General features: G+C 73.0%; 22 protein-coding genes. 9 read left to right on the top strand and 13 right to left on the bottom strand.

The window, feature by feature from the left end; all coding sequences use genetic code 11:
• Positions 1-62 precede the first annotated feature (62 nt).
• The 4 genes from ACIRG9_RS00715 to mfd all read right to left on the bottom strand — a co-directional run bounded on the left by ACIRG9_RS00715 (position 63) and on the right by mfd (position 7273).
• Positions 63-1682 (bottom strand): DUF885 domain-containing protein, encoded by a 1620-nt coding sequence (locus ACIRG9_RS00715; protein WP_402848152.1) that lies wholly within the window; start codon positions 1680-1682, stop codon positions 63-65.
• 98 nt (positions 1683-1780) lie between these two features.
• Complete coding sequence (locus ACIRG9_RS00710; RefSeq protein ID WP_402848150.1) at positions 1781-2779, bottom strand: nucleoside triphosphate pyrophosphohydrolase; 999 nt, start codon at positions 2777-2779, stop codon at positions 1781-1783.
• A gap of 2 nt (positions 2780-2781) precedes the next feature.
• Entirely contained in the window at positions 2782-3540 is a 759-nt protein-coding gene (locus ACIRG9_RS00705) for a hypothetical protein (RefSeq protein WP_402848148.1), read from the bottom strand.
• 91 nt (positions 3541-3631) lie between these two features.
• Positions 3632-7273 (bottom strand): transcription-repair coupling factor, encoded by a 3642-nt coding sequence (gene mfd, locus ACIRG9_RS00700; RefSeq protein WP_402848146.1) that lies wholly within the window; start codon positions 7271-7273, stop codon positions 3632-3634.
• Between the two features lie 169 nt (positions 7274-7442).
• Here mfd and ACIRG9_RS00695 point away from each other — a divergent pair, with 169 nt between their 5' ends.
• The gene (locus tag ACIRG9_RS00695) at positions 7443-8351 is read left to right on the top strand and encodes a cyclase family protein (protein WP_402848144.1); all 909 of its coding nucleotides are present in this window, start codon (positions 7443-7445) and stop codon (positions 8349-8351) included.
• 268 nt (positions 8352-8619) lie between these two features.
• On the opposite strand, the gene ACIRG9_RS00690 is transcribed toward ACIRG9_RS00695, so the two are convergent.
• Positions 8620-9660, bottom strand: a complete 1041-nt coding sequence (locus ACIRG9_RS00690; protein WP_402848142.1) for a S66 peptidase family protein — start codon at positions 9658-9660, stop codon at positions 8620-8622.
• Between the two features lie 84 nt (positions 9661-9744).
• Between ACIRG9_RS00690 and ACIRG9_RS00685 the strand changes: the two genes are divergently transcribed.
• Positions 9745-10062, top strand: a complete 318-nt coding sequence (locus tag ACIRG9_RS00685) for a hypothetical protein (protein ID WP_402848140.1) — start codon at positions 9745-9747, stop codon at positions 10060-10062.
• A gap of 11 nt (positions 10063-10073) precedes the next feature.
• On the top strand, positions 10074-12860 hold the full coding sequence (ppc, locus tag ACIRG9_RS00680; protein WP_402848138.1) for a phosphoenolpyruvate carboxylase: 2787 nt from the start codon (positions 10074-10076) through the stop codon (positions 12858-12860).
• A gap of 79 nt (positions 12861-12939) precedes the next feature.
• Here the strand turns inward: ppc and ACIRG9_RS00675 are convergent, their stop codons facing one another.
• The gene (locus ACIRG9_RS00675; protein ID WP_402848136.1) at positions 12940-13791 is read right to left on the bottom strand and encodes a hypothetical protein; all 852 of its coding nucleotides are present in this window, start codon (positions 13789-13791) and stop codon (positions 12940-12942) included.
• Positions 13792-13845: 54 nt separating this feature from the next.
• On the opposite strand from ACIRG9_RS00675, the gene ACIRG9_RS00670 reads away from it, so the two are divergent.
• Positions 13846-15018, top strand: coding sequence for a DNA recombination protein RmuC (locus ACIRG9_RS00670; RefSeq protein WP_402848134.1), 1173 nt, complete (start codon positions 13846-13848; stop codon positions 15016-15018).
• 98 nt (positions 15019-15116) lie between these two features.
• Here ACIRG9_RS00670 and ACIRG9_RS00665 read toward each other — a convergent pair whose 3' ends face one another.
• Positions 15117-15509 carry a hypothetical protein gene (locus tag ACIRG9_RS00665; RefSeq protein ID WP_402848132.1) on the bottom strand — a complete coding sequence of 131 codons (393 nt, stop codon included), beginning with the start codon at positions 15507-15509 and terminating at the stop codon, positions 15117-15119.
• 40 nt (positions 15510-15549) lie between these two features.
• Positions 15550-16539: a 4-hydroxy-3-methylbut-2-enyl diphosphate reductase gene (locus tag ACIRG9_RS00660; protein WP_402848130.1), complete on the bottom strand. Its 990-nt coding sequence runs from the start codon at positions 16537-16539 to the stop codon at positions 15550-15552.
• Positions 16540-16729: 190 nt separating this feature from the next.
• On the opposite strand from ACIRG9_RS00660, the gene xseA reads away from it, so the two are divergent.
• Both xseA and ACIRG9_RS00650 read left to right on the top strand, forming a co-directional pair.
• Entirely contained in the window at positions 16730-17944 is a 1215-nt protein-coding gene (gene xseA / locus ACIRG9_RS00655; protein ID WP_402848128.1) for an exodeoxyribonuclease VII large subunit, read from the top strand.
• Between the two features lie 13 nt (positions 17945-17957).
• The gene (locus ACIRG9_RS00650) at positions 17958-18170 is read left to right on the top strand and encodes an exodeoxyribonuclease VII small subunit (RefSeq protein ID WP_402848126.1); all 213 of its coding nucleotides are present in this window, start codon (positions 17958-17960) and stop codon (positions 18168-18170) included.
• 121 nt (positions 18171-18291) lie between these two features.
• Here the strand turns inward: ACIRG9_RS00650 and ACIRG9_RS00645 are convergent, their stop codons facing one another.
• The 3 genes from ACIRG9_RS00645 to ACIRG9_RS00635 form a co-directional block, all read right to left on the bottom strand.
• Entirely contained in the window at positions 18292-19137 is an 846-nt protein-coding gene (locus ACIRG9_RS00645; protein WP_402848124.1) for a hypothetical protein, read from the bottom strand.
• A gap of 236 nt (positions 19138-19373) precedes the next feature.
• Positions 19374-20180: a hypothetical protein gene (locus tag ACIRG9_RS00640; RefSeq protein ID WP_402848122.1), complete on the bottom strand. Its 807-nt coding sequence runs from the start codon at positions 20178-20180 to the stop codon at positions 19374-19376.
• 103 nt (positions 20181-20283) lie between these two features.
• Positions 20284-21018, bottom strand: a complete 735-nt coding sequence (locus ACIRG9_RS00635; RefSeq protein WP_402848120.1) for a DUF4245 family protein — start codon at positions 21016-21018, stop codon at positions 20284-20286.
• A 159-nt stretch (positions 21019-21177) separates the two neighbouring features.
• Between ACIRG9_RS00635 and glpX the strand changes: the two genes are divergently transcribed.
• Both glpX and ACIRG9_RS00625 read left to right on the top strand, forming a co-directional pair.
• Entirely contained in the window at positions 21178-22209 is a 1032-nt protein-coding gene (gene glpX / locus ACIRG9_RS00630; protein ID WP_402848119.1) for a class II fructose-bisphosphatase, read from the top strand.
• Positions 22206-23165 (top strand): DMT family transporter, encoded by a 960-nt coding sequence (locus ACIRG9_RS00625; protein WP_402848117.1) that lies wholly within the window; start codon positions 22206-22208, stop codon positions 23163-23165. Before glpX ends, ACIRG9_RS00625 begins: the two co-directional genes overlap by 4 nt.
• Before the next feature lie 40 nt (positions 23166-23205).
• Here the strand turns inward: ACIRG9_RS00625 and ACIRG9_RS00620 are convergent, their stop codons facing one another.
• Entirely contained in the window at positions 23206-24138 is a 933-nt protein-coding gene (locus ACIRG9_RS00620; RefSeq protein WP_402848115.1) for an NAD-dependent epimerase/dehydratase family protein, read from the bottom strand.
• A 142-nt stretch (positions 24139-24280) separates the two neighbouring features.
• Here ACIRG9_RS00620 and ACIRG9_RS00615 point away from each other — a divergent pair, with 142 nt between their 5' ends.
• Positions 24281-24967, top strand: a complete 687-nt coding sequence (locus ACIRG9_RS00615) for a TetR/AcrR family transcriptional regulator (protein ID WP_402848113.1) — start codon at positions 24281-24283, stop codon at positions 24965-24967.
• 10 nt (positions 24968-24977) lie between these two features.
• On the opposite strand, the gene ACIRG9_RS00610 is transcribed toward ACIRG9_RS00615, so the two are convergent.
• Positions 24978-26681 (bottom strand): hypothetical protein, encoded by a 1704-nt coding sequence (locus ACIRG9_RS00610; RefSeq protein WP_402848111.1) that lies wholly within the window; start codon positions 26679-26681, stop codon positions 24978-24980.
• Positions 26682-26688 lie beyond the last annotated feature (7 nt).

Here is a 26688-nt window from a genome sequence, read left to right as displayed (position 1 = left end):
TCCGCGCGACCGGCGTGAGAGGGGTGCCCTGCTATGCCGGAGGCGTCAGGAGGGGCCCTTCCTTACACGCCCAGCAGGGTACGCAGGTGGCGGGGCGGCGGGCAGTCGTGCGCCAGCATCGCGTCGTGCCACTCGCGTACCGACACCCCGTCGGGACGGGCGCGGGCGATGTCGGCCATCTCGCTGTACCCGACGAAGTACGTGGAGAGCTGGGTGGAGGTGAGGAGCGCCCGCCGCCACTTGCCGGCCGCCTCGCCCTCCTCCTGGAAGCCACGCCCGGTCATCAGCGCCATCGCCTCCGCCTCGGGCATCCCCTCGCAGTGCACGAGCTGGTCGAGCAGCGCGTTGATGGTCATCCGGAGCTGCATCTTGAGCTGCTGGAGCCGGACCGGCAGGCCGCCGAAGCCGAGGCCGGCCATCACCTCCTCGGCGTACACCGCCCAGCCCTCGACGAACACCCCGGACTCGGTGAGCGCCCGGACCCGGGTCGGGCCGGCGTACCGGCGGGCGTGGGCGAGCTGGAGGAAGTGACCGGGCATCGCCTCGTGCACGGTCAGGTTCCGGATCATGTGGTCGTTGTACTCGCGGTAGAACGACTCGACCCGCTGGGCGGGCCAGTCCGCCGGGGTGGGCGCGATGCAGTAGAAGGTCGGCACGTTCGCCGTCTCCAGCGGACCGGGCGAGTCGCAGTAGGCCACCGCCACGCCCCGGGCGAACTCCGGCATCTCCTGGATCACGCACGGGTCGTCGACCAGGCTGACCACGTCGTACCCGCGGACGAAGTCGGTCGCCTCGTCGAGCGTCACCGAGGCGAGGTCCACGATCGTGGCGTCGTCGGGGTGCTCGGCGGCGAGCAGGTCCAACGCCCGGCGTACCGTCGCGTCGTCGGCCGGGCCGCCGACCAGCTCGACGGCCGCCTCGCGGATCTCCGCGGTCACCCGGTCCAGGTTGGCCCAGGCGCGGCGCTGGATCTCGGCGGCGCTCAGCTCGGTGTCCAGGGTGTGCCAGAGCCGCGCCTCCCAGCGCCGCCGGCCCAGCCGGGGGTCGCGGCCGGGGCCGGTGTCGGCGGCCAGCCCGATCCGCAGCCAGGCCACGAACTCCTCCAGCGCGGCGATCGCGGCGGTCACCGCCGGCTCCACCCGGCCGTGCAGCGCGGGTGCCTGGGCGAGCAGCGCCGGCACCTCGTCGCGGATCAGCGCCGCCGTGCCGGTGAACTGCCCGACCGCAGTCTCCGCGTGGATCCGCGGCATGTCGCGCAGCGTCGCGCGCGCGGTCGCCAGGGCGTCGGGTACGGCCGCCAGCCGCCCGGCCACGTGCGTCAGCCGCTCCTCGACGGGCGCGTACGGGCGGGCCAGCAGGGCGTGCAGCAGCGGGCCGGGGTTGTGCCGCAGCGGGTCCCACTCGTGGGCGCGGATCTCGGCCAGCTCGAACAGCCCCTGGTCGACCATGCTGCTGAGCAGCGCGTGGTCGACCCGTTCCTCGACGTCGAGCGAGTCCGGGTCGATCTCGGAGAGGGCGTCGGCCGCGTCCCGCAGCATCGCCTGGTCGCCCGTGAGGGCATCGGCGGACAGATCTGGCAGCCGGTCGTCGTACCGGTGGTCCCCGGCCGCGGTTGCCAGCCCCGGCCGGCTCTCCAGCAACGCCTCCACGATCCGCTCGGCGAGCGGCACAAACGCCTCCACGCCCAAACCCTACCGACCGCCCCCGCCCAGCGCCGCCCTACCGGTTGATCATGAGGTTGTTGTCGTCCGGCGCGGGAACCGCGACAACAACCTCATGATCAACTCGACTGGTCGGGGGTGGGGTGGGGGGCGCGTTCGGCGGTGCGGACGGCGTCCGCGTAGGCGAGGGCGGTGCGGCGGAGGGCGGCTTCGGGGTCGATCCCGGCCTGCCTCGCGGCGGCGACGGCGGTCAGGAGGCTGGCGCCGAGCCTGGCCTCGGGATCCACCTGGGTGTCGGCCAGCGGGGGCGGCACGGCCAGGCCGATCCGGCCGGCCCGGTCCAGGATCTTCGCGGCCAGGGCCAGTGCCGGCTGGCTCATCGCGATCCCGTCCAGCACCGACTCGCGGGTCTTCTCGGCCCGCTTGATCCGCTCCCAGTTCGCCTCGATCTCCTCGATCGAGGCGGCCTCGGCCCCGCCGAAGACGTGCGGGTTGCGCCGGACCATCTTGTCGACCAGGCCACCGGCCACATCGTCGACGGTCCAGCTCCTGCCGTCGGGCAGTTCCTCGGCGAGCCGGGCGTGCAGCAGCACCTGGAGCAGCACGTCGCCCAGTTCCTCGCGGAGCTCTTCGGTGTCGCCGGCACTGATCGCGTCGTACGCCTCGTAGCACTCCTCCAGCAGGAAGCCGGCGAGGCTGCGGTGGGTCTGCGCCCGCTTCCACGGATCACCGCCGGGAGAGGCGAGCCGGTCCATCACCTCGACTGCGTCGAGCAGCCGGGCACCCGGCGGGTCCCACGAGCCGTACATCAGCTCCAGCTCGGCCAGGCCCGGCTCGCGGGCCAGCCGCAACCCCAGCTCCCGAGCGAGCGACTCGTCGCCGGTCGGCCCGGCCAGCCAGACCGCCGTGTCGTGCGCCGCCACCGCGTCGAGCAACGCCTGGGTGGCGCCCTCGGCCACCACCGTGACCTCGGCGCCCGCCGTTCGGACCGCTCCGGTCAGCTCGCTCTCCGCGCCGGCAAGCACCGGCGCGGAACGTACGACGTCCCAGGCCGCCGCGGTGAGCAGGCCGGCCGGGAGCCGCGGCGAGGTGACCAGCAGGACGATCCGGGCGGTCATGCTCAGGGCGCGACCGCGCCGGCCGACTCGACGACCTGCGGCTCAGGCGTGGAGACGTTGGTCACCGATTCAGAACCGGGCTCGCCGAGCGGCACGCTCACCGCGGCCTGCCCGGCGGAGAAGCTGAGCAGTGGGATCTCCAGCGGGCGGTACCGGGGGCTCACGCTGACCTGGTAGTCGGCGATCGCCTCGGCCAGCAGCTTCTTGCTGCCCAGCGCCCCGCGCAGCTGGTCGCCATCGAGCTGGGCGGCGGCCTGCTCGACGGTCACCTCGGCCGGGATCACCCCGGCCGCCTTGCCGGCGTCGACCAACTCGGTGAGATCCTGCTTGGTCGGTGCCACCGACTCGGTGGGCAGCGCGGACCTGCAGGTGATCAGGTCGGCCACCATCTCGGCGTACGCGGTGTCGGCCGGAATGGCGAACTGCGAGACCACCTGCTCCACCGTGACCCGCTGCTGCGGCTGGTAGCCCTTGTCCGCAGAGAGCCGCTGGCAGACGTCGAGCAGCACCATGTCGCTGACCAGCACGCCACGGGACGGCAGTTGTGACCCGCTCGGCGCGGCCTGCTCGGGGCTGGCGCTCTCCTCCGAGCTGGGCGTGGGCAGCTTGGCCCGCAGCCCGTCGAGCATGTTGGTCACCGCATCCTCGGTGATGCGGTGGTCACCGACGTACGCGGCGACTCCCGGCTCGGAACGGCAACCGGCGAGGGCGACGAGACCGACCGCCACACTGGCGGCGGCGACAAGACGGCGAGCACGCATGACGGCCACTCTCTCATGCCCGCCAAGCAGCTGTGACGCCGCCCACCCCGACCGGCTCACGGCCGCTCCGGCTCTCCGCCACCCACCGCGCTCACCGCGCCGCCGCGCCGGCCGACTGCGCGGCGACCGGCTCGCCCAGCACGTCCTTCAGGAGCTGGGCGCACCACTCCAGCAGCGCCTGGTCGCGCAGCGGCTCGCCACCCACCCGACGGGTGCTCGGCCGAGGCACACTGACCTGGTCGAGCGCCTGCTTGTAGACCGAGTCCGGGTGGTACCGCTTGAGCCGCAGCTGCTTCGAGTCGGGCAGCGGCAGCGGGCCGAACCGGAGGTGCTTGCCCTGCATCGAGACGTCGGTGAGGCCGTACCGGCGGGCCAGCAGCCGGAACCGGGCCACCGCGACCAGGTTCTGCACCGGCGCAGGCGGCTCGCCGTACCGGTCGGTCATCTCGGCCACCACCTCGTGCAGCCGCTCCTCCTCGCGGGCCTCGGCGAGCTTGCGGTACATCTCCAGCCGCAGCCGCTCCACCCCGACATAGTCGTGCGGCAGGTGCGCGTCGATCGGGAGGTCCACCTTCACCTCGGTCTCCTCCTCCGGCTGCTCGCCCTTGAACGCGGAGACCGCCTCGCCGACCATCCGGACGTAAAGGTCGAAACCGACGCCCTCGATGTGGCCGGACTGCTCGCCGCCGAGCAGGTTGCCCGCGCCCCGGATCTCCAGGTCCTTCATCGCCACGTACATGCCGGCGCCGAGCTCGGTGTGCTGGGCGATGGTGGCCAGCCGCTCGTGCGCGTTCTCGGTCAGCGGCCGGTCCGACGGGTAGAGGAAGTACGCGTACGCCCGCTCCCGGCCCCGGCCGACCCGGCCCCGGATCTGGTGCAGCTGGGCCAGGCCGAGCAGGTCGGCCCGCTCCACGATCAGGGTGTTGGCGTTCGGGATGTCGATGCCGGACTCCACGATCGTGGTGCAGACCAGGACGTCGAACTCCTTCTCCCAGAAGCCGACCATCACCTTCTCGAGCGCTTCCTCGCCCATCTGGCCGTGCGCCACCGCGACCCGGGCCTCGGGCACCAGCTCCCGGATCCGGCGGGCCGCCTTCTCGATCGACTCCACCCGGTTGTGCAGGTAGAAAACCTGCCCGTCGCGGAGCAGCTCGCGGTGGATCGCCGCGGCCACCTGCTTGTCGTCGTACGCCCCGACGAAGGTCAGCACCGGGTGCCGTTCCTCCGGCGGGGTGGCGATGGTGGACATCTCCCGGATGCCGGTGATCGCCATCTCCAGCGTGCGCGGGATCGGGGTGGCCGACATGGCCAGCACGTCGACCGAGGCCCGCAGGGTCTTCAGGTGCTCCTTGTGCTCGACGCCGAAGCGCTGCTCCTCGTCGATGATGACCAGGCCGAGCTGCTTGAACCGGGTGGACGCCTGGAGCAGCCGGTGGGTGCCGATCACGATGTCGACGGTTCCGTCGGCGACCATCGTCAGGGTCTGCTCGGTCTCCTTCGGCGTCTGGAAGCGGGACAGCTGCCGGATGGTGATCGGGAACTGGCTCATCCGCTCGGCGAAGGTGTTGTAGTGCTGCTGCACCAGCAGGGTGGTGGGCACCAGCACGGCCACCTGCTTGCCGTCCTGCACCGCCTTGAACGCCGCCCGGACCGCGATCTCGGTCTTGCCGTAGCCGACGTCGCCGCAGATGAGACGGTCCATCGGGACGGTCTGCTCCATGTCCCGCTTGACCTCTTCGATCGCGGCGAGCTGGTCCGGCGTCTCCTGCCAGGGGAAGGCGTCCTCCAGCTCCCGCTGCCACGGGGTGTCCGGGCCGAAGTTGTGCCCCTTGGACGCCTTGCGCGCGGCGTAGAGCTGGATGAGCTGGGCGGCAATCTCGCGGACCGCCTTACGGGCCCGGGCCTTGGACTTCTGCCAGTCCGAGCCGCCCATCTTGTGCAGGGTGGGCTGCTCCCCACCGACGTACCTGGAGAGCTGGTCGAGCTGGTCGGTGGGGACGAAGAGCCGGTCGCCGGGCTGGCCGCGCTTGCTCGGGGCGTACTCGATGACCAGGTATTCCCGGCTCGCGCCGTTGACCGTGCGCTGCACCAGCTCGACGTACCGGCCGATGCCGTGCTGCTCGTGCACCACGTGGTCGCCCGCCTTCAGCTCCAGCGGGTCGATGGTGTTGCGCCGCCGGCTGGGCATCCTGCGCATGTCCCGGGTGGAGGTGCCCCGGCCGCCGGTCACGTCGTCGCCGGTGAGCAGCACGAACCGGGACGCCTCGTCGACGAAGCCGGCGGTCAGGCAACCGCACGAGACCAGCAGCTCGCCGGGGGCGGGCGCGGTCGGCACCTCCTCGGTGAGCCGGGCGCCGAGGCCGGCGTCGCGGAGCACCTCGACGGCCCGCTGGGCGGGGCCGTGCCCCTCGAAGACCAGCGCGATCGACCAGCCCTCGCCGGCCCAGCGCTTGAGGTCGTCGACCACCCGGGCGGTCTCGCCGTGATAGAGCGGGGCGGGCTGGGCGGCCAGGGTCACCGCGATCGCGTCGTCCGGGGTGACGTCGACCTCGGTCGGCTCGTCCTCCCACGGCTGCGGGGCCGGGGCGGCTTCCGCGTCCAGGCCGAACGGCGCGATGGCCCACCAGGGCTGGCGCAGGGCGCGGGCCGCTGCGCGTACGTCGGCCAGGGTGCGGAAGGCGGCGGCGCCGAGGTCGACCGGGGCCTGGCCCCCGACGGCGGCCGCGGCCCAGCTCGCCTGGAGGAACTCCTCCGAGGTACGCACCAGGTCGTGCGCCCGGGTGCGGATCCGCTCCGGGTCGCAGAGCACGACGTGAGCGCCGGCCGGCATGCAGTCCAGCAGCAGTTCCATCGAGTCAGCGCCGATCAGCGCCGGGGCGAGTGACTCCATGCCCTCGACCGGGATGCCTTCGGCGAGCCTGTCGAGGATCTCGGCCAGCTCCGGGTGCTCCTCGGCGAGCGCGGCGGCCCGCTTCCGCACCGCGGGGGTGAGCAGCAGCTCACGGCAGGGCGGGGCCCAGAGCTGGGCGACCTGCTCGATGGTGCGCTGGTCGGCGACGGCGAAGGTGCGGATCTCCTCCACCTCGTCGCCCCAGAACTCGACCCGCGACGGGTGCTCGTCGGTGGGCGGGAAGACGTCGAGGATGCCGCCGCGCACGGCGTACTCGCCCCGCTTGGTGACCAGGTCCACCCGGGCGTACGCCATGTCGGTTAGCCGGCGGGCGACCTCCTCCAGGTCCGCCTCGTCGCCGGCGGCGAGTTGCACCGGCTCCAGGTCGCCGAGCCCCTTGAGCTGCGGCTGGAGCAGCGACCGGACGGGCGCCACGACCACCCGCACCGGCCCGGTCCGGCCGTGCGCGTCGACGGATTCCGGATGCGCCAGCCGGCGCAGCACGGCCAGTCGCCGGCCGACCGTGTCGGAACGCGGCGAGAGCCGCTCGTGCGGCAGCGTCTCCCAGGAGGGGAAGACGGCCACCTGCTCCGGCGGCAGCAGGCTGCCCAGCGCGGCGGCGAGGTCGTCGGCCTCGCGGGTGGTCGCCGTCACCGCCAGCACGGGACGGCCCGCGCCGCCGGCCGGCTCGTCGGCCGCGACGGCGGCGACAGCGAACGGGCGCAGCGCGGCCGGCGCGGTGATGTCGAGGCCGTCGACCTGGGCGGCACCGGAGCGCGCCAGGTCACGCGCCCGGGCCAACCCGGGGTCGGCCAGGGCGGCGGAGAAGAGTCCGGTGAGCATCTGCGATCACTTCCAGGAGAGGTCGACGCACGACGACAACCCCGCGTCCGACACGAACGGGGGTTGAACCCTCCGAGCCTATCCCCCGCCAACGACGATCCGGGCCGCCTGCCCCGTCGAGCCGTCAGGGGACCTTGCCCCGGGGTGGGATGTGTGGTCGGGTGATGGAATGGGTGAATTCCGGGCGGTCTTCGATGCCGAGGTCGGCTTCGTCAACGGCGGCGGGTTGCGGACCGAGGGATTCCGGCTGGACATCCCCGGCCCGGAGATCGACGACGCCACGCTGGGCACACTCCTGGTGCGGCACCTCGGGCTGCTGATGGTGGGCGAGGTGCGGATCAGCAACAAGACGGTGGTCGAGGAGCCGCACAAGGGCGGCCGGGGAGTCGCCGTCGGGGCGAGCGACGGCCGGCGCCTTGTCGAACTGAGCCACGTGATCACCAACGGGATGATCACGCTGCCCGGCTGGCAGCCGCCCCGGATCACCGACTGGCTCACCCGCGAGCAGTCCCGAACGAGGTACGCCCCGGGAGTCGAGTTCCACGTCGGCCAGATCGACATGATCGCCAACACCGGCACCTACGTGGACACCCCGGCGCACCGCTGGGCCGAGGGGCCGGATCTCACCGGAGTCCCGCTGGACCGCCTCGCCGACCGGCCCGGGATCGTGATCCGGGTGCCGGCCGGCACCCGGGCGGTGGACCGCTTGATGCTCGCCCCGTACGACCTGACCGGGCGGGCGGTGCTGCTGCACACCGGCTGGGACGTGCACTTCGGCACCGACCGGTACGCCGGCCCCGACGCGCCCTACCTCGCGGCGGACGGTGTCGACCTGCTGGTCGAGGCGGGAGCGGCCCTGGTCGGCATCGACTCGATCAACATTGACGACATGACCCCGGCGGCTGCCGGCACGCGCCCGGCGCACAGCGGCCTGCTCGCCGCCGGCATCCCGATCGTGGAGCACCTGACCGGCCTGGGTGAGCTGCCCCCGGAGGGCTTCCGGTTCACCGCCGCGCCACCGAGGGTGGCCGGCATGGGCACCTTCCCGGTCCGCGCCTTCGCCGTCATCGACACCTGACCGGCCTGACCCGCCCGGCCTGACCCGCCCGGCCTAACCCGCCCGGCCTGACCCGCCCGGCCTGACCCGCCCGGCCTGACCCGCCCGGCCTGACCCGCCCGGCCGGGTCAAGGTCCACTCCAGATGCGCGATGTTGCGGTATCCAAGGCCGGTCGACACCGCTACATCACGCAACTGGAGCCGATGTTGCGACTCAGCGAACCGTCAAGTGGCTCGGGCCACGCCCGGACCGAGCGCCCGGCCGACGTCGGGCGCAGGCAGGATCGGGTCAGTAGCGCACCGAGATACGGCGCTCGACCGCGTCGACCCGAATCTCGCCGCCGTACGGGATGATCAACTGCGGGTCGGTGTGACCGAGGTCGACGTCGAAGACCACCACCGGATCGTCGGCGTACCGGGCCAGCGCCTTCATGATCGCCTCTCGCTGCGCCTCGGCCCACGCCAGCCGCTCCGCAACCGGCAGCGGCTGGTCGAAGTCCCACGCCTTCGGGCGGCCGACCACGATCGCCGGGAAGGCGGCCAGCAGGCCACGCTCGCCCATGTTGCGCACGATGCGGAAGACCTCCTGGGCGGTGGGTAGCTCGTTCGAGGTCTCGAAGACCAGCACCGAGCCAGCAAGCTCCGCCGCCGACGGCACCCGGTCGGTCGCCATCAGCCAGTGCAGGATCTCCAGACAGCCACCCCAGGTGCGACCCTGCACCACCGTCGCCGGCCCGTGCCACCGCCAGCCCTCACCGGGGAGCATCGCCGGCTCGTCCGCCAGCGTGGCCGGGTCCCGCCAGTCGTTCGGCTGGTCACCCCATTCCGCCGCCGGGCTCAGGTCGTACCAGCCGGAGGTGAAGAGGGCGGCACGCAGCGAGTCGAAGGTGAGCGGGTGCGGCTTGCCGGGCCGGCCGAGGTGCACCAGCACCGAGCCGCCGTGGTACGCCACCATGCCCAGCCGGTACAGGTGGTTGAGGATGTTGGTGTTGTCCGAGTAGCCGTAGTACGGCTTCGGATTGGCCCGCAGCACCTCGTCGTCCAGGTGCGGGGTGACCGTGACCAGGTCGTCCCCGCCGACCGTGGCGAGCACGGCGGTGATCGTGGGGTCGGCGAAGGCGGCGGTCAGGTCCCGCGCCCGGTCCCGCGGGTCGGCCCCCATCTGCCGGGTGGTCGGATACTCCACCGGCTCCAGCCCGAACTCGTCGCGGAGCCGGCGCAGGCCCAGCTCGTACACGTACGGGAAGAGACCGGGCAGGCCGGCGGAGGGCGACACGACCGCGACCCGGTCACCCGGTCGGGGCTTGGGCGGGTAACTGGGGATGCTCATCATCGGACGCTATCCGGTCGAGCCAGCGATTTCCGCCCCGGCAAAGCGCCTAGCTCGGGCATGTCGGGTTAATGGGCTGAGCCGGTGGATGAGGCGGAGCGGGACCTGCCCGTACGCGACTGGCTGCCGCGCACGGTGGGGCTGGTGGCCGGCATGCTCGCCCTGGCCACCGCGTTCATCGCGGCCCATGTCGGGGCGCTGCACAAGCCCACCCCGCGGGCACACCGGCGCGCCCCGGGCCGGGAAGGCTCGCCTGACCGCGCCGGGCAGGCCGATCACCGATGGCTGACCCGGCCCGCCCGTCCCAGAGTGCAGATCATCACGCCGTCCCCCTCCTGCCCGACGGCCGGACGCGGATACGATCCAGGGAGTCGGACAGCGCTGTCCTTCGTACTCGCGTAAGGAGCGCACCCGTGACCGACCAGCACGACCACGACGGCCCGGACGCCGCACTGCGGGCCGATATCCGCCGCCTCGGCACGCTGCTCGGGCAGACCCTCGCCCGGCAGGAGGGCCGACCGCTGCTCGACCTGGTCGAGGAGATCCGCGCCCAGGTCCGATCCGACGCCCCCGCCGCCGCCCAGCGCCTCGCCGGGCTCGACGTCACCACGGGCACCAAGCTGGCCCGCGCCTTCTCCACCTACTTCCACCTAGCCAACATCACCGAGCAGGTGCACCGGGCCCGCGACCTGCGCCGACGCCGGGCCATGCACGGCGGTTGGCTGGACCAGGCGGCCCGGATGATCGCCGAGCGGGGGGTGCCGGCCGAGGAGATCGCGTCGGTGGCCCGCCGGCTCGCGGTACGCCCGGTCTTCACCGCTCACCCGACCGAGGCGGCCCGCCGGTCGATCCTGTCCAAGCTGCGCGCCGTCGCGGACGAGTTGGACGCCGAGACCGCCAACGCCATCCTCTACGGGGCCAGCGACGAGGGCCCGGCCAACCGGCGGCTGGCCGAGCTGCTGGACCTGATGTGGCAGACCGACGAGCTGCGGCTGGACCGGCCGGACCCGACCGACGAGGCCCGCAACGCCATCTACTACCTGCGTGACCTCTATGCCGAGGCCGCCCCCCAGGTCCTCGACGACCTCGCCGACACGCTGCGCACCCTGGGGGTGGAGACCTCGCCGACCGCCCGCCCGCTGACCTTCGGCACCTGGATCGGCGGCGACCGGGACGGCAACCCCTTCGTCACCCCCACCGTCACCCGCGAGGTGCTGCGGATCCAGCACGAGCACGGCATCGAGGCCACCGAGAAGGCGATGGACGCGCTCATCAGCGAGGTGTCCGTCTCCCGCCGGCTGCGCGCGGTTTCGCTGGACCTCTCCGCCAGCCTCGCCGCCGACCTGGACGCGCTGCCCGAGGTGGCGCCCCGGTTCCGCCGGGTCAACGCCGAGGAGCCGTACCGGCTCAAGGCGCGCTGCGTGAAGGCGAAGCTGGCCAACACGCGGGAGCGGCTGCGTACCGGCACCGCACACGTGCCGGGGCGGGACTACCGCGGCTCGGCCGAGCTGATCGCCGACCTGGAGCTGCTGCGCGCCTCGCTGGCCCGCAACTCCGGGCAGCTCACCGCCGTGGGCCGGCTCGCCTCGACGATCCGTACGGTGTCCGCGTTCGGGCTGCACCTGGCGACCATGGACGTCCGCGAGCACGCCGAGGCGCACCACGCGGTCCTCGCCCAGCTCTACGGTGCGGTCGGGGAGGTGTCCGACTACCCGTCGCTGACCCGGCTGGAGCGCACCAAGCTGCTCGCTGACGAGCTGGCCGGCCGCCGGCCGCTCTCCACCCTGGACAGCCCGCTCACCGAGAACGCGCAGAAGACGTTCGACGTCTTCGCGGCGATCCGCGAGGCACAGGACCGATTCGGCACCGAGGTGATCGAGTCGTACATCATCTCGATGACCCTCGGCGTGGACGACGTGCTCGCCGCAGTGGTGCTGGCCCGCGAGGCCGGCCTGGTCGACGCGCACAGCGGCCGGGCCCGGATCGGCTTCGTCCCGCTGCTGGAGACCCCGTCCGAGCTGAACAGTGGCGGCGAACTGCTGGACGAGCTGCTGTCGCTGCCCGCGTACCGAGCGCTGGTCGCGGCCCGGGGTGACGTGCAGGAGGTGATGCTGGGCTACTCCGACTCCAACAAGGAGGCCGGCATCACCACCAGCCAGTGGTCCATCCACCGGGCCCAGCGCGCGCTGCGCGACGTGGCCGCCCGGCACGGCGTGCACCTGCGGCTGTTCCATGGCCGGGGCGGCACGGTGGGCCGGGGCGGCGGTCCCACCCACGACGCGATCCTGGCCCAGCCGTACGGCACCCTGGACGGCGCGATCAAGGTGACCGAGCAGGGCGAGGTCATCTCCGACAAGTACACGCTGCCCGCGCTGGCCCGGGAGAATCTGGAGCTGACCGTCGCGGCGGTGCTCCAGGCGACGCTGCTGCACACCGCGCCCCGGCAGCCGGCCGAGATGCTGGAACGCTGGGACGCCACCATGGACGCGGTCTCCGAGGCGGCGTTCCGGTCGTACCGGTCGCTGGTCGAGAATCCGGACCTGGCCGCGTACTTCTGGGCCTCCACCCCGACCGAGCTGCTGGGGGCACTCAACATCGGCTCCCGGCCAGCGAAGCGGCCGAACACGGGCGCCGGTCTGGCCGGCCTGCGGGCCATCCCGTGGGTGTTCGGCTGGACCCAGACCCGGCAGATCGTGCCCGGCTGGTTCGGCGTGGGCTCCGGCCTGGCCGCGGCGCGCGCCGCCGGCCTGCAGGACGTGCTCGCCGAGATGCACCGCAACTGGCACTTCTTCCGCACGTTCCTGTCGAACGTGGAGATGATGCTGACCAAGACCGACCTGAGCATCGCCCGCCGGTACGTGGAGACGCTGGTTCCGAAGAAGCTGCACCCGATCTTCGACAAGATCCAGGAGGAGTACGAGCTGACCAAGCAGGAGGTGCTGGCGGTCACCGCCTCACCGGCCCTGCTGGAGAACTCGCCCGTGCTCCAGCGCACCCTGGCAGTGCGGGACACCTACCTGGAGCCGCTGCACCACCTCCAGGTGGCGCTGCTGCGCCAGTACCGCGACTCCGGCGCCCCCGGGCGGGCGGTGGCGACCGCGCCGGGCGGGCGCCGCGGCCCCAACGACGGTACGGCGCTGGAGCGGGCACTGCTCACCACCGTCAACGGCATCGCCGCCGGCATGCGCAACACCGGCTGAGGGGTAAGGAAGGGCCCCCTGTTAACGCCTCACGCATAACAGGGGGCCCTTTTAACTCCTGCGCCGCGCGGCGCAGGAGTCACCAGTCGCCGCCGCCGAAGTCCCCGCCGAAGTCGCCCCCACCGAAGCCGCCGAAGTCCCCGCCGCCGAAGCCACCACCGAAATCGCCGCCGGAGACGTCGCCGCCGCCCTGGCCGCCACCGAAGTCGTTGCCGGCGAACTGGTCGCCGGCGAAGTCGCCGCCGGCCTGGTCGCCGTAGCCCTGGCCGTCACCGAAGCCGTCCTGGAAGCCCTCCTGATAGCCGGCCTCGTAGCCGTGGCCCGGGTCGGCGAAGGCGGGCGAGAAGAGCGCGTCGGCGATGAGCATGCCGCCGATCACCCCGGCGCCGGCCCCGAGCGCGGTCTTCCACCACGGCGTCGAGTACCAGCCGGCCGGCACCCGCCGCCCCTGCCAGGTGCCACCCGGGTAGTAGTACGGCGTCTGGTTGCCCGGCTGCGGGCCGGCCCGGTAGGTCTGCCCCTGCACGCTGACCTCGCGCTCCCTGGTCAGCGTCCCGGCACCCCGGGCGGCGGCCAGCGGCGGCAGCTCCGGCCCCGGGTCGATACCCATCGCGGACCGCGCCGCCCGGATGTACGCCAGTCCCTCGAGCGCGGTCTCCCGGGCCAGTGCGAACTGGTGTGGGGTGCGCGCCTGCTCCAGTTGGGAGCCGGCCGCGTTGTACCGCTCTCCCGCGTCGGCCAGCGCCTGGCGTACCGCCGGGGCGTCGCCGTGCAGGTTCATCAACTGCCCGCCGAGCCGCTCGTACCAGCGCTGTGCCTCGGCTCGGGCGTCGGCCAGCTCGGTGTCCTGCCGCGACCTGCTTCCCGACCGCCAGAACACCAGCGCACCTCCAAGCATCAGCACCAGGGCAAGGCACAGCACAGCTCTCATCCTTCGACGGTACCCACCGGAGTCACGTCGTACCCGTTTGGCAAGCTTCAGAGGGTGACGAGCTTCGCAACGCTGGCCGTGGTGATCGTCTGTCTCGCCGCGGGTGGCGCGGTGGGCTGGCTGGCCGCCCGAGCCCGGTCGGCGGCCGAGGTGGCCCGGCTGGAGGCGACCCTGGCCGCCGCCCGGGCGGGTGAGGGGCGGTTGGAGCAGTCGATGCGGGCGCTCAGCTACGAGGCGACCGCGCAGTCCCAGGAGGCCGTCGCGCGGGCGGTGGCCCCGCTGCACGACACCCTCCGGCGTTACGAGCAGCGCGTCACCGAGCTGGAACGCGACCGGGTCGACGCGTACGCCGAGCTGCGCGAGCAGGTGCGGGCGATGAGCACCGTCTCCGGTGAGCTGCGCACCGAGACCAAGCAGCTCGTGGCGGCGCTGCGCGCCCCGCAGGTCCGGGGCCGCTGGGGCGAGCATCAGCTGCGCCGGATCGTCGAGGCGGCGGGCATGCTGGAGCACTGCGACTTCAACGAGCAGGTCACCGCCGCCACCGACCACCAGGGGGTACGCCCCGACCTGGTGGTCCGGTTGCACGGTGGCCGGTCGGTGGTGGTCGACGCCAAGGCGCCCTTCGACGCGTACCTGACCGCGATGGAGGCGCGCGACGAGCGGGGGCGGGACAGCAACCTCGACGCGCACGCGCGGCACCTGCGGGCGCACGTGGACTCGCTGGCCGCCAAGTCCTACTGGGCCGCGTTCGACCCGTCACCCGAGTTCGTGGTGCTCTTCGTACCGGCCGATCCGTTCCTCGACGTCGCGTTGCAGCGCGACCCGACGCTGCTGGAGCACGCCTTCGCCCGCAACGTGGTGCTGGCCACGCCGGCCACCCTGGTGGCGCTGCTGCGCACGGTGGCGTACTCGTGGCGGCAGGAGGCGCTGGCCCGTAACGCCGCCACCGTGCACACGCTGGCCCGTGAGCTGTACGGGCGGCTGTCCACCCTCGGCGACCACGTCGGCAAGCTGGGTGCGTCGTTGGGCGGGGCGGTGACCGCGTACAACCGGGCGGTCGGTTCGCTGGAGGCGCGGGTGCTGGTCAGCGCCCGCAAGCTCGCCGAGCTGGGCGTCTCCGACCAGGACCTACCCACCCCGCCCCAGCTGGAACTGGCCCCCCGCCAGCCGCAGGCCCCCGAACTCCTCCCCACCGACGCCCGCCCCACGCCCCCACCGGACCGGTGATCATAAAGTTGTCATCGCGTCACGCCGAGGCGGGTGACGACAACCTCATGATCGACCACGCCGCTTCAACGGCGGTGGGCGGCGGAGAGCCGTGGCGGTCAGGCGGGTTTGGCTGTCTCGACGACGAAGGGGGTGCCCTGCTGGCAGGTGGTCATCAGGTCCGGCTGGGGATGGCCGGTGACGGTCACCCGGGCGCCCGCCTTCAGCACGTCCCTCGGGCCACCGACCAGCAGGTTGCCGTCCAGCAGCAGGCAGTTCGGCTCCACCCCGGCCTGCACGGTGCCGGTGAGCGTGGTGGCGCCGGGCGACGTCTGCGCCGGACCGGTCGGTGCCGTCGGGTCACTCGGGGTGACGCTGGGGTCAGGGCTGGCTGCGCTGGTCACGGGGCCTCCCGTCGGGCCGGAGCTGGCAGGCTCGGTGCCCGGGCCGGCGCAGGCGCTCAGCCCCGCGCAGGCGAGCAGGGCGACGAACGCCATCCGAGGAGTCTTCATGGCGGTTGGACGTACCGGACGGGTGATTCGTTCCGGCTCGTCAGCCGCGGGCGGCCGCGGCGGCCTTCAGGTCCCGCTTGAGCTCCTGCGGCAGCGAGAAGGTCAGCCGCTCGTTGGCGGTGGTGATCTCCTCGACGTCGGTGAAGCCCCACTCGGCCAGGTGCGCGAGCACCTGTTGGACCAGTTCGTCCGGCACGCTGGCACCGGAGGTGACGCCGACCGTACGGGCGTCGGCCAGCCAGGCCTCGTCGATCTCGTGGGCGAAGTCGACCAGGTGCCCCGCGCGGGCGCCCGCGTCCAGGGCCACCTCGACCAGGCGTACCGAGTTGGACGAGTTGCGCGAGCCGACCACGATCACCACGTCGCACTCCGCGGCGATCTCCTTCACCACGTGCTGGCGGTTGGAGGTGGCGTAGCAGATGTCGTCGCTCGGCGGCGACTGGAGCAGCGGCAGCTTCTGCTTGAGCCGGGCCACGGTCTCCAGGGTCTCGTCGACCGAGAGGGTGGTCTGGGAGAGCCAGACGACCTTCTCCGGGTCACGCACGGTGACCTTGTCGACGCTGTCCGGGCCGTCCACGAGCTGGATGTGCGCGGGGGCCTCGCCGGCGGTGCCGATGACCTCCTCGTGGCCCTCGTGGCCGATCAGCAGGATGTCGTAGTCCTCGGCCGCGAACCGCCGGGCCTCCTGGTGCACCTTGGTGACCAGCGGGCAGGTCGCGTCGATCGCCTTGAGCGCGCGCGCCTTCGCCTGCTCGTACACCTCGGGGGCGACGCCGTGCGCGGAGAAGATGACGGTGGCGCCCTCGGGCACCTCCTCGTTCTCCTCCACGAAGATCGCGCCCTTGGCCTCCAGGGTCCGCACCACGTGCTTGTTGTGCACGATCTGCTTGCGGACGTAGATCGGGGCGCCGTAGAGCTTCAACGCCTCCTCGACGGTCTGCACCGCCCGGTCCACGCCCGCGCAGTAGCCGCGGGGCTTGGCCAGGAGCACGCGCTTGCCGGTCTGGGAAGTCGTCTCAGCCTCAGTCACCCAACCATCGTACGTGCCCGATTTTCCCCCGGCAGCGCCCACAACCCGTACCACCCGCTGCGCCCCGCACCCTCACCGCGCTCGCCCGAGTCCGTCGATCATGAGGTTGGCGGCGGTCCAGGAGATCGACACCGCCGCCAACGTCATGATCGACGCGGGTGCTGTCGGTCCCGGGCCGTAGGGTGGGCGGGTGAGTGAAGGCGGACAGAGCACCTCGGAGGAGCCGTGGCCGGTCCGGGTGGTCAGCCAGAAGATCGGCGCCTGGATCGCCCGGCTGGGCTGGGTGTGGGTGGACGGGCAGGTCGCGCAGATCAGCCGCCGTCCCGGCGCGACCACGGTCTTCCTCACCCTGCGTGACCCGTCGGCCGATCTCAGCCTGACCGTCACCACCAACCGGGACGTGCTCGACGCGGGCGCGCCGGAGCTGCGCGAGGGCGCGCGGGTGGTGCTGCACGCCAAGCCCGAGTTCTACGCCGCGCGGGGCACGCTCAGCCTTCGGGCCGACGAGATCCGCCAGGTCGGGCTCGGCGAGCTGCTGGCGCGGCTGGAGAAGCTCAAGAAGCTGCTCGCCGCCGAGGGGCTGTTCGACCGGGCCCGCAAGCGCCGCCCGCCGTTCCTGCCCGGGCGGGTCGGGCTGATCACCGGCCGCGCCTCCGCCGCCGAGCGGGACGTGCTGACCAACGCCCGGCGACGCTGGCCGGCCGTGGAGTTTCGCACGGTCAACGTCGCGGTGCAGGGGCCGAGCGCGGTGCCGCAGATCGTGGACGCGCTGAAGGTGCTCGACGCCGACCCGACGGTCGACGTGATCGTCATCGCCCGGGGCGGCGGCAGCATCGAGGATCTACTGCCCTTCTCCGACGAGGCGCTCTGCCGGGCGGTCTTCGCCTGCCGGACGCCGGTGGTCAGCGCGATCGGCCACGAGACGGACGCGCCGCTGCTGGACCACGTCGCCGACGTCCGCGCGTCGACCCCGACCGACGCGGCGAAGCGGATTGTCCCCGACCTCGCCGAGGAGGTACGCCTCATCGGCCAGGCCCGGTCCCGGTTGGAGCGGGCGGTCCGCAACCTGGTGGACCGGGAACAGCACCGTCTCGACCTGTTCCGCTCCCGGCCGGTGCTGGCCCGCCCACAGGTGATGGTCGACCAGCGGGCCGTCGAGGTCACCGCGCTCCGCGACCGGGCGGGCCGCTGCCTGGACCACCGGCTCGGCGCCGCCACCGACGACCTGCGGCACACCCTGGCCCGGCTGCGGGCCCTCTCCCCCGCGGCCACCCTCGACCGGGGGTACGCGATCGTCCAGCGCGCCGACGGCCACGTGGTCCGGGCCGCCGGCGAGGTGACCAAGGGCGACCCGCTGCGGGTACGCCTCGCCGAGGGCGAACTCACCGCGACCGTGGACAGCTGAAGGAATGGGACCGATGACTGACGAGAAGAAGGACGAGCGGCTCAGCTACGAGCAGGCCCGCGCCGAGTTGGCCACCGTGGTCGAGCGGCTGGAGGCCGGCGGCACCTCGCTGGAGGAGTCGTTGGCGCTCTGGGAGCGTGGCGAGCAGCTCGCCGCGACCTGCCAACGCTGGCTGGACGGCGCGCGGGCGCGCATCGACGCCGCCCGCCAGCGCGCCGACGCCTGACCCTTCGGGAGCGCTCGGCGGGGGCCGGCCGAGAGCGTGAGGCTCTCCGGCCCGGGGCGCTGACCAGCCCGCACAACCGTCGACGGGACGGCCCCCAGCCGTCCCGTCGAGGCCGTCGTGGTCACTTGAACAGGTCGTAGAACTCCGGCGGGGCCTCGACGACCTGGTCGGCCGGGGGCCTCTGGGCGGCGGTGGCATTGCCGTAGTCGGCGTACGTGATTTTGACCTCCTGGGCGGCGCTCTGGCCGGCGGCCGGCACCTGCAGCACCAGCTCGCTGAGCCGGCCCTGCGAGTCGACCCTGGCGGTGAACGGCACCGACTTCGCCTGCGCCCCGAGCGCGGTGATCAGCGCCGGATCGATCGAGCCGGCCTCGGCCGCCTTCGACACGTCGATCGTGCCCGCGTACGTGCCGTCGCCGGTCCGCTGCACCTCGGTGACGCCCCGGGTCAGCACGGCGCTGCCGGCCGGGTCGAGCTGATCGAAGTCGAAGCCGAGGGACCGGTTCCCCTTGATCCGGGTCTGGTCGAGATGCTGGTACTTGCCGAGGTTGAGCTGCCGCAGCCCGGGGAGGTCGGCGGCGGCCCGGCCGCCCAGCTCCAGCTTCACCCAGCTGTCCGGCCTGTAGTGGATCAGGTCCAGCTTCATGGTCAGGTCGGACGACGCGTCGCCCATCGTCACCCGCAGCTCCGCGCTCTGGCTCGGCTCGTGCACCTGCCCCTCAGCGGTCGAGCCCGCGCTGGACACGGTGAACCGGAAGTTCCCGTCGCGGATCGCATCGGTGGAGTCGAGCAGGGCCTGCTTGGCGTCGCCGGTGCCGGGCGTAGCGCTCGGGGCGATGCTGCCGGAGGCACCCGGGGGCGGCGTGGAGGCTGTCGCCTCGCCGATCCCGTTGTCGTCACAGGCGGCCAGGCCGGGGCTGAGGAGCGCCGCGGCGAAGGCCGCCGCGCTGAAGCGTCGAATCTTCACGTGAACCACTCCAGGTGGGTCGTCCGGCCCACGAGGGCGCCGGAGGCGGGCACCGCAGCTCTCACCCCCGACTGCGGCGCACGAGCCTCGACCGGCCGGTGTGGCTCCGGCGGGCTCGCGCCCTCTCTGTTCCCTGAAGCGGCGTTCCGCAATCCCTGTCCGGTCCGCGGGCGGCCTTTCTCGCCGGGGGTGCCGGTCGGGGACCGTGGAAACGCCCTCCCCGACCGGCCCTCGGCTCAGCCCTTGAACATCTCGTAGAGCTGCTCGGACGCCTCGACGACCTGACCGGCGGGCGGCGCCTTGGGGGCGGTGGCGGAGCCGTAGTCGGCGTACGTGACGGTCACGGTCTGCGCCTCGGCGCTGCCGGCGGCGGGCACCTCGACGGCGAGCTCGGTCAGCCGGCCCTGCCCGTCGACCTTCGCGGTGAACGGCAGGGCGCTGGCCTGGGCGCCCAGGCTCTTGACGGTGTCCTCGTCGAGCAGGTCGGAGTCGGCCGCCTTGGTGGCGTCGACCGTGCCCGCGTACGTGCCGTCACCCGTCTGCTTGACGTCGGTGATCGCCTTGATCATCTTCTCCGAGCTGGCCGGGTCGACGTCGGCGAAGTCGAAGCTCAGCTCCTTGACCCCGTCGAGCTTGCTCCGGTCCAGGTGCTGGTACTTGCCCTTCGTCGCCTTGAAGCCCGGCACCAACTCGGCCATCTCTCCACCGAGCTCCAGATTGACCCAGCTGTCATTGTCGATGAAGACCAGGTGCATGGTCATCGACAGTTCCGCGGAGGTGGTGTCCATCTTCATGTCGGCGCTCTTGGACGGCAGGTGCACGGTGCCGCTGCCGTTGATGTCAGCGCCCTTGATCGTGAAGGTGAAGTTGCCCTGCTGGAGCTCCTTGGTGGAAGCAAGCAGCGCCTCCTTCGGGTCCGCCGGCTTCTCGGCGGCGGACGTGCTTCCGGCACCAGGCGAGTCGGCCTCGGACTTGCAGGCGGCCAAACCGGGAACGAACAGGGCAGCGGCGAGGACGCCAGCGCTCCACCGTCGAATGTTCACGTAGCTCTCTTTCGGTTGACTTTCCGGACACTTCGGTTGTGCCGGTTGTCGGACCGGGGCAGCGTAACGAGCCCGACCGACAATTTGCGGCTCGCCTCGACGTTCAGCGCAGCGCGGTGGCCAGCTCGCGCAGCTCGTTCTCCCCCGCGTCACCGATCACGATCACCGTGCGGGTCGGTTCCAGCAGGACGAGGGCCTGCTCGTTGCTCCGGGCGGTGTACCGCTGCCAGCTTCCGCCGGGCAGGGTCGCCGGACCCTGCGGCTGGCCGCCGCTCAGCTCGGTCGGGAGCAGCTTCTCGGCGGGCACGTTGCTCTCCACGAGCTGCGCTCCGCGCCCCTCCGGGGTCAGGTAGCCGATCCGCAGCGTCGCGCCGTCCGGCTCAGCCCGGTAGCGGGCGCTCACCGTACGCCAGTCCGAGCTCAGCCCCACGGGGTGGCTGACCGGGAAGGCGTTCTCCTCCCGGGCCTGCTCGATGGCGGTCGCCGGGTCGACGGTGGTCGGTTGCTCGCCACCGAGGAACCCCCGGTAGAAGGCGAGCAGCAGCGCGATCGGGACCAGCAGCACCAGCAGCGAGAGCGCCATGTCCTTCGGCGACCGCTCGGAGCGGGTCCGGGCGCTGCCAGCGGGTGCCGCCGGGTGCCGGCCCGCTCCGCCCCGGGCCGGCTCGATCGGGGCCGGCTCGCCCGGCTCGGCCAGCGGCGCGGCGCCGGCCACCGATTCGACCAGCGCCGGCTCTCCGGCCTCCAGAGCCGGCCCGGCGGTGGCCCGGACGGGCGGCTGGCCGTCGGGCGGAGTGCTGTCGGTGGGTACGCGGTCGGCAGGCTGTGCGGGTTCCACCTGCCCATTGTCGCAGCCGTCCGGGTGACGTCACCCGGGCCTCCTCCGCCCCGCCCCAGCGCGGGGCCTGCCGCCGTGTGAGGATCAACGACAGAGCCGGCGGCGGCGACGGCCGCATCCCGCCGGTCCACCCCGCAACGTCGCGAGGAGGAAGCCGTCATGACAACCACCGGGACGCGGACGCCGCAGAATCTCGACCGTAACCTCGCCCTCGATCTGGTCCGGGTCACCGAGGCAGCGGCGATGGCCGCCGGCCGCTGGGTCGGTCGGGGCGACAAGGAGGGCGGCGACGGGGCAGCGGTCGACGCCATGCGCAAGCTGATCAACTCGATCCCGATGCGCGGTGTCGTGGTGATCGGCGAGGGCGAGAAGGACAACGCCCCGATGCTCTTCAACGGCGAGGAGGTCGGTGACGGGACCGGTCCCGAGGTGGACGTGGCGGTCGACCCGATCGACGGCACCACGCTGATGAGCAAGGGCATGCCGAACGCCCTCGCGGTGCTCGCGGTGGCCGAGCGCGGCGCGATGTTCGACCCGAGCGCCGTCTTCTACATGGAGAAGCTCGCCGTCGGCCCGATGTACGCCGACGTGGTCGACATCAACGCCGGGGTGGCCGAGAACATCCGCCGGATCGCCAAGATCAAGGGGGCCGACGTCGCCGAGGTGACGGTCTGCGTGCTGGACCGGCCCCGGCACGACGACCTGGTGAAGCAGATCCGGCGGACCGGCGCGGGCATCCGGTTCATCTCGGACGGCGACATCGCCGGCGCCATCGCGGCGGCCCGCGGCGAGTCGGACGTCGACGTGTTGATGGGCGTCGGCGGCACCCCGGAGGGCATAACGGCCGCCTGCGCCCTCAAGTGCATGGGCGGGATGATGCAGGCCAAGCTCTGGCCGAAGGACGCCGAGGAGCGGGAGAAGGCGTTGGCGGCCGGGCATGACCTGGACCGGGTGCTGTTCACCGATGACCTGGTCACCGGGGACAACTGCTTCTTCGTGGCCACCGGGGTCACCTCCGGAGACCTGCTGCGCGGCGTGCGGTACCGGGCCGGTGGGGCGTACACCCAGTCGATCGTGATGCGGTCCAAGAGCGGCACGATCCGGGTGATCGACTCGTACCACCGGCTGGAGAAGCTCGCCCTCTACTCGGCGGTCGACTTCGACGGTCGGCCCCTGGCCGAGCAGGAGTGACCGCGACGGCGACGGCGACACCCCCCACGCTGCCGACCGGGCGGCGGGTCGCCGGCGTCGGGCTGGCCACCGCCTCGGGGGTCGCGGTGGCAGTGCAGTCCCGGATCAACGGCGAGCTGGGCGTACGACTGGCCGACGGGATCGCCGCCGCGGTGGTCTCGTTCGGCCTGGGCCTGCTGGTGCTGCTGGTGCTGGTCCCCGCCACCCCGGGCGGCCGGCGCGGCCTGGCCGCCCTCCGGGTGGCGCTGCGCGAGGGCTCGCTGCGGCCGTGGCAGTGCCTCGGCGGAGTGTGCGGTGCCCTCCTGGTCGCCACCCAGGGGCTGACCATCGGCACGCTGGGCGTGGCCGTGTTCACCGTCGCCGTGGTGGCCGGGCAGTCCGGCAGCAGCCTGCTCGTCGACCGGGCCGGCATCGGCCCGGCCGGGCGGCAGCCGGTCACCCCGTACCGCCTGGTCGGCGCGGCGCTGACGGTGCTGGCCGTGCTGCTGGCGGTGAGCAACCGGCTCGGCGACCCTGGGGCCCTGGCGTTGGCCCTGCTACCGCTGGCGGCCGGGGTGGGCATCGCCTGGCAGCAGGCGGTGAACGGCCGGGTGCGGGGAGCGACCGGCAGCGCGTTGACCGCCACCCTGGTCAACTTCACCGTCGGCACGGTGGCGCTGCTCACCACCCTCGCCGTGGAGGTGGCGGTCCGGGGCCGCCCGGCCGGCGCCTTCCCGAGCGAGCCGTGGCTCTACCTGGGCGGCCCGATCGGCATCGTGTTCATCGCGCTGGCCGCGGCGATCGTCCGCTTCACCGGGGTGCTGCTGCTCGGCCTGGCCACCATCGCCGGGCAGATCGTCGGGGCCGTCCTGCTGGACGTGGTGCTGCCGACCGCCGCCTCGCAACCCGGGCCGGCCACCCTGCTCGGCGCGGCGCTGACCCTGGTCGCGGTCCTCGTCGCGGCGCTCCGCTCGTAAGGGCCCCCTGTTAACGCCAGCGATACAGCAGGGGCCCCTGCTAACGCCGCCCCGGCCGCTCGCGCAGCCCCGCCACGGTCTCCTTGATCGCCTGGTCGAGCGGGGTCGGCTCGATGTCGAGGGTCGCGGTGGCGGCGGTCGAGTCCATCACGAACGGCCGGGCGAACTGGTGGGCGGTTTCCCGCAGCTCGCGGGCCATCGGGTCGGCGAGCCCGCCGAGCCAGAGCAGCGGGTAGGGCATCCGGGTCAGCTTCGGCGCCGGCGCGCCCACCACGGCCGCCGCGCGGGCGGCCAGGTCCCGCATCGGCACGGCGGGCGTGCTGGGCACGTGCCAGGCCCGTCCCCAGGCCCGCTCGTCGGTCGCGGCGGCGACCAGGGTGCGGGCGACATCCGGGATGTACGTCCAGGTGTGCGGGGCGTCCCAGTCGACCGGCAGGAACACCCGCCGTCCGGCGAGCACCCGGGGAAGCACCATCATCGCCAGCCCGGTGCCGCCGACGCCGAGATAGTCGGAGCCGCGTACCTCGGTCATCCGGATCCGGCCGGCCCGGTGCGCGGCGAGCGCGTCGGCCCACATCTGGTTCCGCACCCGCCCCTTGGTGCCGGTCGCGGCGAGCGGGGTCGCCTCGGTCATCGGGGCGTCGACCGGCCCGTACCCGTAGAGGTTGGCGACGGTCGCGAGCACCGCGCCGGTCCGCTCGGCGGCGGTGAGCAGCGCGGCGGCCAGCGGTGGCCAGTCGACCGGCCACCGGTGGTACGCCGGGTTGGCGCAGTTGTGCAGGGCCACCGCGCCCTCGGTCAACGTGGTGAGCCGAGCGACGTCGGCGGCGTCGGCGGCGATCCGCTCGACGGCCGGGTGGTCGGGCCCGGTGCCACGGCGGGTCACCACCCGCACCTGGTCGCCGCGCTCGGCGAGCAGGCGGGCGGTGGCGGTGCCGACGGGTCCGGCGCCGACGATCACGTGCAGGGCCATGGAAGCCACCTTTCGAAGCAGAGATCCACGATGAGAGCAGTGCTCTCGTTGCGATGCACCCATCATGAGCTCCACGCCGCCCACTGTCAAGAGCAGTGCTCTCTGTTTGAATCAGCGCCCTCTCCCGTGGCAGAGTGGAGGCATGGTCGCTCCCTCGCTCCGCGCCCGGGTCCGCGCCGGGATGATCGACGAGATCAAGGCGGTGGCCCGCCGCCACCTCGCCACCGACGGCGCGAACCTCTCGCTGCGCGCGGTCGCCCGCGACATGGGCATGGTCTCCTCCGCGATCTACCGCTACTTCCCCAGCCGGGACGACCTGCTCACCGCGCTGATCCTGGAGGCGTACGACGCGCTCGGCGACGCGGTGGAGGCCGCCGACGCCGGCACCGACCGGGCCGACCTGCGCGGGCGCTGGCACGCGGTGTGCCGGGCCGCCCGGACCTGGGCGCTGGCCCATCCCGCCGAGTACGCGCTGCTCTACGGCAGCCCCGTCCCCGGGTACGCGGCCCCGCAGGACACCGTCGCGCCGGCGTCACGGCCCCCGCTGACCCTCATCGGCATCCTGCGCGACGGTCTCGCCGACGGCCGGCTCAGCCCGCCCCCCGACGACCTGGCCGAGCCGGTCCGCGCCGACCTCGCGGAGCTGGCCACCGGATTCGTCCCCGGGTTGCCCGAGGCGCTACTGGCCCGGGGAATGGCCGGCTGGACCCAGCTCTTCGGGTTGATCAGCTTCGAGCTGTTCGGCCGGCTGAAGCCGCTCGTCCCGCATCGCGACGAGTACTTCGACCACCAGACCGCCCTGATGGCCGACCTGATCGGCCTCCCCTGAGCCGCGGCGTTCAGCCGACCGGTTCGTCCGGCGCCTCGGACCGCACCGGACGCGACGGGTGGGGCACCGGACGCATGGCGTCGGACAGTGGAGCGGGCGGCCCGACCGGCGGCAGCAGCGGGTACAACGGGTCGACGAGCGGTTCGGGCGGCCCGACCAGTCGGGCCGCCCGCCAGCCGAGCAGCAGCCCCGGCACCGCGGCCAGCCCGGCGAGCGCCACCGCGGTCGAGGCATACAAGGGACGGCCGTAGAGCCAACCGGCCAGCGGCAGCCCCGCCAGCACCAGCGTGAGCCCGGCCGCCACCAACACCTCAAGGGTCCACCAGCCCGGCGCGCCCCTCGCCCAGGTCGGGATCAGAGCGAGCCACGGCGTGCCGAGCAGCAGGACGACACAGGCGGGGACCGCTCCCAGGAGGAGCACGGAGTCGTCGACGGCCCAGATCACGGCCAGCATCAGCGCGGTGACGAACGTGACCATACCGAGCAGGAGCGGCAACCAGTTGCCGCGCCCGACCCTGAGCCCGGCCCGCGCACCAGAGACGACGAGCACCAGCGCGGCCAGGGCGAGTGCCAGCAGTACGGCCCGGAGCGGATCCGAGTGGCGCTCCGCGGGCGAACTCGCGCCGAGCGGCGGCGGTCTGTCCTCGGCGGCGGAATAGGCACCAGCGAACCCGATCCGCCGCCAGTCGCCTGCCGGTCCGCGGAGGGCGAAGCCGTCCCGGCCGTTCGCGACCAGCACCACGTGCCGCCCACCGCCGAGGTCCAGGACGGTGAGTTCCTGGCTGGTGATCCGCTCCCCGTGTGGTCCAGCCTCCTGGTAACGCCGGCTCAGGATCACCCGCTGTTCCTCGGTGACCTCCCAGGCCGGTCGCCAGGTCCGGCCGGCGTCGTCGCTCTCCTCCACCCGGATCCGCCCGGCCACCAGGCGGTAGCAGCGCTGCGCCGTCGCGGCCGAGCAGGCCTCTCGGGTCGGCGTGGTTGGGACGGCGGACGGCGGGATGACGGGCAGCCCGGGCGACGGCGGGTACCGCGGCTCCAGGAGCTGCTTCTCATCAGCGGTCGGATCACGCCACGTCTCACCACCGTCGTCGCTCACCCGCCAGCTCGGGGTGTCCGAGCGAACGTCCGTGCCCCAACTCTCGCCGTTGCCGGCGGCCAGCCGGCCGTCGACCACCGTCGTCCGGACCGCGTCGGGATACCAGATCGCGCTGGTGGCCGCCACGGCCAGCGTCGCCGCAGGCAGCAGCACCAGCAGCCGGACCAGTCGGGCCGACCGGCGCCCCACCGGATCGCGTCGGGCCCGGCTCCAGCACCACAGGGCCACGGCCAGCGCCGGCAGGGCGAGCAGATCGATGGGGTCGGCCCGGACCAGCGACGGTCCGCTGACCGCGCTCCACACCGCCGAGGCGGCTGCCGCGGCGTACCCGCTGGTCTTGACCACGGTGAAGCCGATGCCGACCAGACCCAGCCCGAGCCCGGCGGCGGCCCGGGGCGGAAGCCGGGGCACGATCAGTGCGGTGAGCACCGCGACGAGCGGCGGGGTGAGCACCAGACCGGCGACGTCGCTGAGCTTGCCGGTGAGCCAGCCGGGCTGGGCGGCCTTGAGCACATGATCGTTGATCACCAGTACGACCAGCGCGAGCACCGTGACCGGATGGCCCAGCCAGGCCAGCGCGACGCGGGCGACGTCCGGCTCGGTACCCGATCGTTCCATCCATCCA

It is taken from the genome of Micromonospora sp. NPDC093277, from assembly GCF_044765245.1.
Taxonomy (GTDB): domain Bacteria; phylum Actinomycetota; class Actinomycetes; order Mycobacteriales; family Micromonosporaceae; genus Micromonospora.
The sequence above is the reverse complement of the archived record's forward strand: the minus strand, read 5'-3'. Positions and strand labels throughout refer to the sequence as shown.